The sequence below is a fragment of the Nocardioides sp. genome (assembly GCF_034670285.1).
GTDB lineage: Bacteria > Actinomycetota > Actinomycetes > Propionibacteriales > Nocardioidaceae > Nocardioides.
In genome coordinates this window covers 1-6,302 of record NZ_JAXMNS010000216.1, presented here as the reverse complement: position 1 = coordinate 6,302, position 6,302 = coordinate 1, and the positions used below count along the sequence as shown (strand labels likewise).

The 6,302-nt window shown below is 70.5% G+C and carries 8 protein-coding genes; 7 read left to right on the top strand and 1 reads right to left on the bottom strand.

Annotation, left to right across the window (positions count from 1 at the left end):
* Window positions 1-39 precede the first annotated feature (39 nt).
* The 3 genes from VOI19_RS11840 to VOI19_RS11830 are packed head-to-tail and all read left to right on the top strand — an operon-like array spanning window position 40 to window position 2,082.
* Complete coding sequence (locus VOI19_RS11840; protein WP_323793165.1) at window positions 40-561, top strand: tripartite tricarboxylate transporter TctB family protein; 522 nt, start codon at window positions 40-42, stop codon at window positions 559-561.
* Window positions 554-1,948: a tripartite tricarboxylate transporter permease gene (locus VOI19_RS11835; RefSeq protein ID WP_323793164.1), complete on the top strand. Its 1,395-nt coding sequence runs from the start codon at window positions 554-556 to the stop codon at window positions 1,946-1,948. The genes VOI19_RS11840 and VOI19_RS11835 overlap by 8 nt, the downstream gene beginning before the upstream one ends.
* Window positions 1,945-2,082: a hypothetical protein gene (locus tag VOI19_RS11830; protein WP_323793163.1), complete on the top strand. Its 138-nt coding sequence runs from the start codon at window positions 1,945-1,947 to the stop codon at window positions 2,080-2,082. Before VOI19_RS11835 ends, VOI19_RS11830 begins: the two co-directional genes overlap by 4 nt.
* A 180-nt stretch (window positions 2,083-2,262) precedes the next feature.
* Here VOI19_RS11830 and VOI19_RS11825 read toward each other — a convergent pair whose 3' ends face one another.
* Window positions 2,263-3,744 (bottom strand): SulP family inorganic anion transporter, encoded by a 1,482-nt coding sequence (locus VOI19_RS11825; protein ID WP_323793162.1) that lies wholly within the window; start codon window positions 3,742-3,744, stop codon window positions 2,263-2,265.
* Between the two features lie 238 nt (window positions 3,745-3,982).
* Between VOI19_RS11825 and VOI19_RS11820 the strand changes: the two genes are divergently transcribed.
* From VOI19_RS11820 to VOI19_RS11805, 4 genes are all read left to right on the top strand, one after another.
* A complete protein-coding gene (locus VOI19_RS11820; RefSeq protein WP_323793161.1) occupies window positions 3,983-4,588 on the top strand; it encodes a DM13 domain-containing protein in 606 nt (201 codons plus the stop codon).
* Between the two features lie 44 nt (window positions 4,589-4,632).
* Complete coding sequence (locus tag VOI19_RS11815) at window positions 4,633-5,172, top strand: DinB family protein (protein ID WP_323793160.1); 540 nt, start codon at window positions 4,633-4,635, stop codon at window positions 5,170-5,172.
* Between the two features lie 14 nt (window positions 5,173-5,186).
* Window positions 5,187-5,444, top strand: a complete 258-nt coding sequence (locus VOI19_RS11810) for a DUF3046 domain-containing protein (RefSeq protein ID WP_416366374.1) — start codon at window positions 5,187-5,189, stop codon at window positions 5,442-5,444.
* 76 nt (window positions 5,445-5,520) lie between these two features.
* On the top strand, window positions 5,521-6,302 hold a 782-nt coding region (locus VOI19_RS11805), incomplete at its 3' end, for an S-methyl-5'-thioadenosine phosphorylase (RefSeq protein ID WP_323793159.1).

Sequence of the window (6,302 nt, the reverse complement as noted above, 5' to 3'; positions counted from 1 at the left end):
ACGACGGTCCTGCGCGACCTCGGTCTGGTGAGCTGAGCGATGACGACCGCTCCCACTGCGCCCGACGCGGACCAGCGCGTCGGCCCCGACGCGCTCGTCGCTGTCGGGGTGATCGTCCTGGGCGTCGTGACCCTGGTGGGTGCACGACAGATCACGGTGCCGCTCAGCTCGAACGTGGTGGGGCCGAGGGTCTTTCCCTACATCGTCGGGTGCGTCCTCCTGGCGGCCGGACTGGCGGTGCTGGTGGACGCCCTGCGGGGACGTCTCGGGGAGCAGGAGGGCGGTGAGGACGTCGACGCCACGGCCAGCACCGACTGGGTGGCGATGAGTCGGATCGTGCTCGCCCTCGTCGTCCACGTCGCGATCGTCGACGTCGTCGGGTGGGCCCTGGCCGGCGCCGTGCTGTTCGCGGCCGTGGCCTGGTCCCTGGGGGCCCGTCCGGTGCGCTCGGTCGCGATCGGGCTGGTGCTCGGATTCGCCGTCCAGGCCCTGTTCGTCACCGCGCTCGGCGTCACGCTGCCGGCCGGACTCTTCGAGGGGGTGCTCTTCCTCGATGGGTGACTTCGCTTCGCTGATGGAGGGCTTCGCCACCGCGCTGCAGCCGATGTACCTCCTCTACGCCCTGATCGGGGTGACTCTCGGCACCGCGGTCGGAGTGCTGCCCGGGATCGGTCCCGCGATGACGGTGGCGCTGCTGCTGCCACTGACCTACACGGTCGAGCCCGTCGGGGCCTTCATCATGTTCGCCGGCATCTACTACGGCGGGATGTACGGCGGCTCGACGACCTCGATCCTCCTCAACACCCCGGGGGAGTCGTCGTCGATCGTGACCGCGCTGGAGGGCAACAAGATGGCCCTGAGCGGTCGGGGTGCGGCGGCCCTGGCGACAGCCGCCATCGGCTCGTTCGTGGCCGGCACGATCGCCACGATCGGGCTCACGATTGCGGCGCCGACGCTCGCGGACCTGGCGGTGCAGATCGGGCCGCCGGACTACGTGGCCCTGACGGTGGTCGCCCTGCTCACGGTCTCGGCGCTGCTGGGCACCTCGGTCTCGCGAGGTGTCGCCGCGCTCGGCATCGGTTTGTTCGTCGGGCTGATCGGGACCGAGAGCCTCACCGGGCAGCAGCGCTTCACCGGCGGCCTGCCGGTGCTGGCTGATGGGATCGACGTGGTGACCTTCGCGGTCGGGGTCTTCGCCGTGGGCGAGGCGCTCTGGGTGGCCTCGCGACTGCGGCGGGGACCGCTCGACATCATCCCGGTCAGCAAGGGCTGGATGACGCGCGAGGACTTCCGTCGCTCGTGGAAGCCGTGGCTGCGAGGCACGGCCCTCGGCTTCCCGATCGGTGCGATGCCGGCGGGTGGTGCGGAGATCCCGACATTCCTCTCCTACGCGACCGAGAAGAAGCTCTCCGACAACCCCGAGGAATTCGGCCAGGGTGCGATCGAGGGTGTCGCCGGGCCCGAGGCGGCCAACAACGCAGCGGCCGCCGGGGTGCTGGTCCCGCTGCTGACGTTGGGGCTGCCGACCTCGGCCACGGCGGCGGTGCTCATCGCGGCCTTCCAGAGCTATGGCATCCAGCCCGGTCCGTTGCTCTTCGCCACCGAGGGCGCGCTCGTGTGGGCGCTGATCGCGAGCCTCTACATCGGCAACGTCATGCTGCTCCTGCTCAACCTGCCGCTGGTGGGGCTCTGGGTGAAGCTCTTGCAGGTGCCCCGGCCCTACCTGTACGCCGGGATCCTGCTGTTCTCGGCGCTCGGCGGGTACGCCCTCAACGGCGTCCGCACCGATCTCTGGGTGCTGCTCGCCGTGGGCGTGCTCGGCTACCTGATGCGGCGCTTCGGCTACCCGGTCGGTCCCGCCGTGATCGGACTGATCCTGGGTCCGATCTCGGAGGAGCAGATCCGCGCACCCTGGCGATCAGCCAGGGGGATGCGTCGGCCTTCGTGACGAGTCCGTTCGCTGCGGCGGTCTACAGCATCCTGACGGTCGCGGTGGTGGCCACCGTCGTGCTGCGCGTGCGTGCCACGCGTCGCGCCGCCGGGGGTGACGTGGCCGAGGTGCGGGAGTCCGTGCACTCCTGAGTCGGCCGGCTGCCCGGCGCCCCGACACCGGGCGCCGGGCGGTCGGTACGACCTGCACGCCTTCGCCCGGAAACGCTCGCAGGAGACCCCCGACGCTGGGGCCTTCTTGACCGGCGTCGGCGAGCGCGCCTCGACGTACGTCGACGTGCGCGTACACCTGCCGACCTGATGGTCAGTGGCTCACTCCGAGGAGAGCTGACCGCTCAGCCGGGTGTGCATCGCGAGCGAGGCGGTGTTGAGGCCCTGGATGTCGACCGTGACGCCGCGGGCGGCGTACTTGGTCGTCACCGCGTCGAGCGCCGCGACCGTCGAGGCGTCCCAGACGTGCGACTGGGTCAGGTCGACCACGACGCGCTCGGGGTCGTCGGCGTAGTCGAACTGCTCGTAGAGGTCGTTGCTGGAGGCGAAGAACAGCTCACCGGTGACGGTGTAGACCGCGGTCGTGCCCTCGCCGGTCTCGACGAGCTCGCGCTCGACCTGGGCGAAGTGGGCGACCCGTCGGGCGAAGAGCACCATCGCGGTGAGCACGCCGACGCCGACGCCGATGGCGAGGTTCTCGGTGGCGACGGTGAGCGCGACGGTGGCGAGCATGACGATCGTCTCCGACTTCGGCATCCGCTTGAGCGTGGAGGGCTGGATGCTGTGCCAGTCGAAGGTGCCGACGGCGACCATGATCATCACGGCGACCAGGGCGGCCATCGGGATCTTCGAGACGAGGTCGCCGAGGCCGACGACGAGGACGAGCAGGAAGACACCGGCGAGGAAGGTGGAGAGTCGCGTGCGGGCGCCGGAGGCCTTCACGTTGATCATCGTCTGGCCGATCATCGCGCAACCGCCCATGCCGCCGAAGAAGCCGGTGACGACGTTGGCGACGCCCTGGCCCCACGACTCACGCGTCTTGTCGGAGGGGGTGTCGGTGATGTCGTCGACCAGCTTGGCCGTCATCAGCGACTCCATCAGACCGACGAGAGCCATCGCGAAGGCGTACGGGGCGATGATCTTCAGCGTCTCGAAGTTGTAGGGGATGTCGGGCAGACCCAGGGTCGGCAGGCTGTCAGGCAGCGCGCCACGCTCGCCGACGTTCGGGACGGCGACGGCGAAGGTCAGCGTGATGGTGGTGAGGACGACGATCGCGACCAGCGGGGAGGGGACCACGTTGGAGATGCGGGGGAGCAGCACGATGATCCCGATGGCTGCCGCGATCATCGGGTAGACCAGCCACGGCACGTCGATCATCTCCGGCACCTGGGCGGCGAAGATGAGGATCGCGAGGGCGTTGACGAAGCCGACCATCACCGAGCGGGGCACGAACCGCATCAGCTTGGCGACGCCGAGCACCGCCAGCACGATCTGCATCGCGCCGCCGAGCACGACGGTCGCGATGAGGTACTCCACCCCGTAGTCGGCGACCAGCGGCGCGATCACGAGCGCGATCGCGCCGGTCGCAGCCGAGATCATCGCGGGTCGTCCGCCGACGACCGAGATCGTCACCGCCATCGTGAAGGAGGCGAAGAGTCCCAGCCGGGGGTCGACCCCGGCAATGATCGAGAACGAGATCGCCTCGGGGATCAGCGCCAGCGCCACGACGAGGCCGGCGAGGGTCTCGGTGCGCAGGGTGCGGGGTGACTTCAGGGCGGAGCGGACGGTCGGTGCGTGGTGCACAGGCAGGTTCCTTCGCGCTCGGATCGAGCGGGTTGGGCTGAGATCAGCAGTGATCAGGACTGAATGGGGGCCGCCCGGGCGCGCGCGGCAATGGGCGCGGGGGACGGGGGCAGGGAGTCATTCTAGGCGGGGGAGCCGATCGGCGTCGCATCTTCGGGACCGGGCCCCGCCTTGGGCGTCAGCGACCCGTAAGAAGTGATCACGTTGCCGCCGATGCTCGGTCGATAGGTTCATGAGCATGCGCACGTGGATCTTCGGAGTGGCCGTGCTTCTCGTCGGAGCCCTGGCCGCGGGGCTGTGGGCCTTCGAGCCCTGGACGAAGTTCACCTCCAGCACCGTCGACGAGGCGCTGCCGGTCGCGAGTGCGGCGGCCGACGCGCCGTCGTCCGAGTCGGCGAGTGCGGCCGACATTGATCCTGAGAAGACGGACGAGCCCGGGAAGAAGAAGCCGAAGGCCACGCCCGAGCCGACCCCCGAGCCGACCCCCGAGCCGGTGCCCGAGGTGATCACCCTGGCGAGCGGCGAGTTCGAGAACGCGGAGTACGCCACCTCCGGCACCGCGAAGGTGATCCGGCTCGCCGACGGCACTCGTTTCGTGCGGCTCGAGGGATTCAGCACGTCTGACGGCCCGGACGTCTACGTCGGGCTCTCCGACTCGCCGAGCGGCGGAGCCTGGGGGTCCTACGACGACATCCGCTACGTGCAGCTCGGCGGGCTGAAGGCCACCGACGGCAACCAGAACTACGAGATCCCTGCTGACGTCGACCTCGGCGGCTTCCGCTCGGTCGTGATCTGGTGCGACCGCTTCGACGTCGCGTTCGGCACCGCGCCCGTCTCGCTCTGAGAGCCTGCTGAACGCCACGCCGTCTGCGTCGACAGGATGGCGGCATGTGGGCTCCGGACACCAAGGACTGGACCTGGGTGCTCGAGCGCCCCTGCGACGACTGCGGCTTCGACGCGGAGCACGTCCCGCTCGCCGAGGTCGGTGAGCGCATCCGAGCCAACACCCGCGTCTGGGTCTCCGTGCTCGCCGGGCCACGGGCGCACGAGCGCCGTGCGGCGGGGGCCTGGACGGTGACCGAGTACGCCGCCCACGTCCGCGACGTCCACGCGATCTTCGCCGAGCGACTGGCTCTCGTGCTCGAGCAGGACGCCCCGACCTTCGCCAACTGGGACCAGGACGCCGCGGCGCTCGAGGCCCGCTACGACCTGGCCCAGCCTGACGAGGTGTCTCCCGCGCTCGCGGACCGGGCAGAGAAGGTCGCCGCGGCCTACGACCGCGTGCCCGCGTCGTCGTACGACCGCGTCGGCCACCGCAGCAACGGCAGCACCTTCTCCACGCTCACGCTGGCGCGCTATCACCTCCACGACGTCGTCCACCACCTGTGGGACGTGCGCGAGGTCACCGAGGCGCCGACCCACCCCTAGGACCTGCTGCGGGCATGGCAGCATCGTCGGCCGGAGCAGCTGGGCGGCTGGTGAGCAGCCGACAAGGAGGGGGAGCGGTGCGGCACACGGAGTTCTGGGAGCGGATGCAGCTCGCCCTCGGCATCGACTACATGCGCGTGTGGGCCGAGACTCACGTGATGTCCGACCTCGATCGTCGTACGGCACAGGAGGCGCTGGACGCCGGCGTCCCGCCCAAGCAGGTCTGGCGCGCCGTCTGGGCCGCCCTCGGCCTCCCCGACACCGACCGCTGACCCGAGCCCTTCGCCGAGTCGGCGCGTAGACGCGCCGACTCGCGGTTGGTTCGGGGTGCGTGCGCACAATGCTCCTATGACGCACGCCTCTGAGCCCGCCGCTGGAATCGCCGAGATCGCCGTCATCGGCGGCACCGGCTTCTACTCCTTCCTCGACGACCCGGTGGAGCACGCCATCACCACGCCGTACGGCGACCCGTCAGCGCCGGTCGCGGTCGGCACGGTCGCGGGGCGTCGGGTGGCGTTCCTGCCGCGCCACGGCAAGCACCACGACTTCCCGCCCCACGCGATCCCCTACCGCGCCAACCTCTGGGCGCTGCGCTCGCTCGGCGTGCGCCAGATCCTCGCGCCCTGCGCCGTGGGCGGACTGAGTGACGCGGTGGCGCCCGGTGACGTGGTCGTGCCCGACCAGCTCGTCGACCGCACGCACCGCCGCATCAGCTCCTACGTCGAGCGCGGCGCGGTGCACCTGCCGTTCGCCGATCCCTACTGCGCGACGCTCGGCGGAGCCCTCACCGCCGCCGACCCCACAATCAAGGCGGGCGGCACGATGGTCGTCATCGAGGGCCCGCGCTTCTCCACGCGCGCCGAGTCGCGGGCCTACGCCGCCGACGGGTGGAGCCTCATCAACATGACCGGCAGCCCCGAGGCCTCGCTGGCCCGCGAGATGCAGCAGTGCTACGCCGCCATCGCGCTGGTCACCGACATGGACGCCGGCGCGGAGTCCGGCGACGGCGTCGGCCAGGAGGAGGTCTTCGCGCTGTTCAAGGCCAACCTCGAGCGCCTGACGGGGGTCCTCACCGACACCATCGGCTCCCTCGGCGACCTGCCCGACCCGGGCACCTGCTCGTGCTCGAC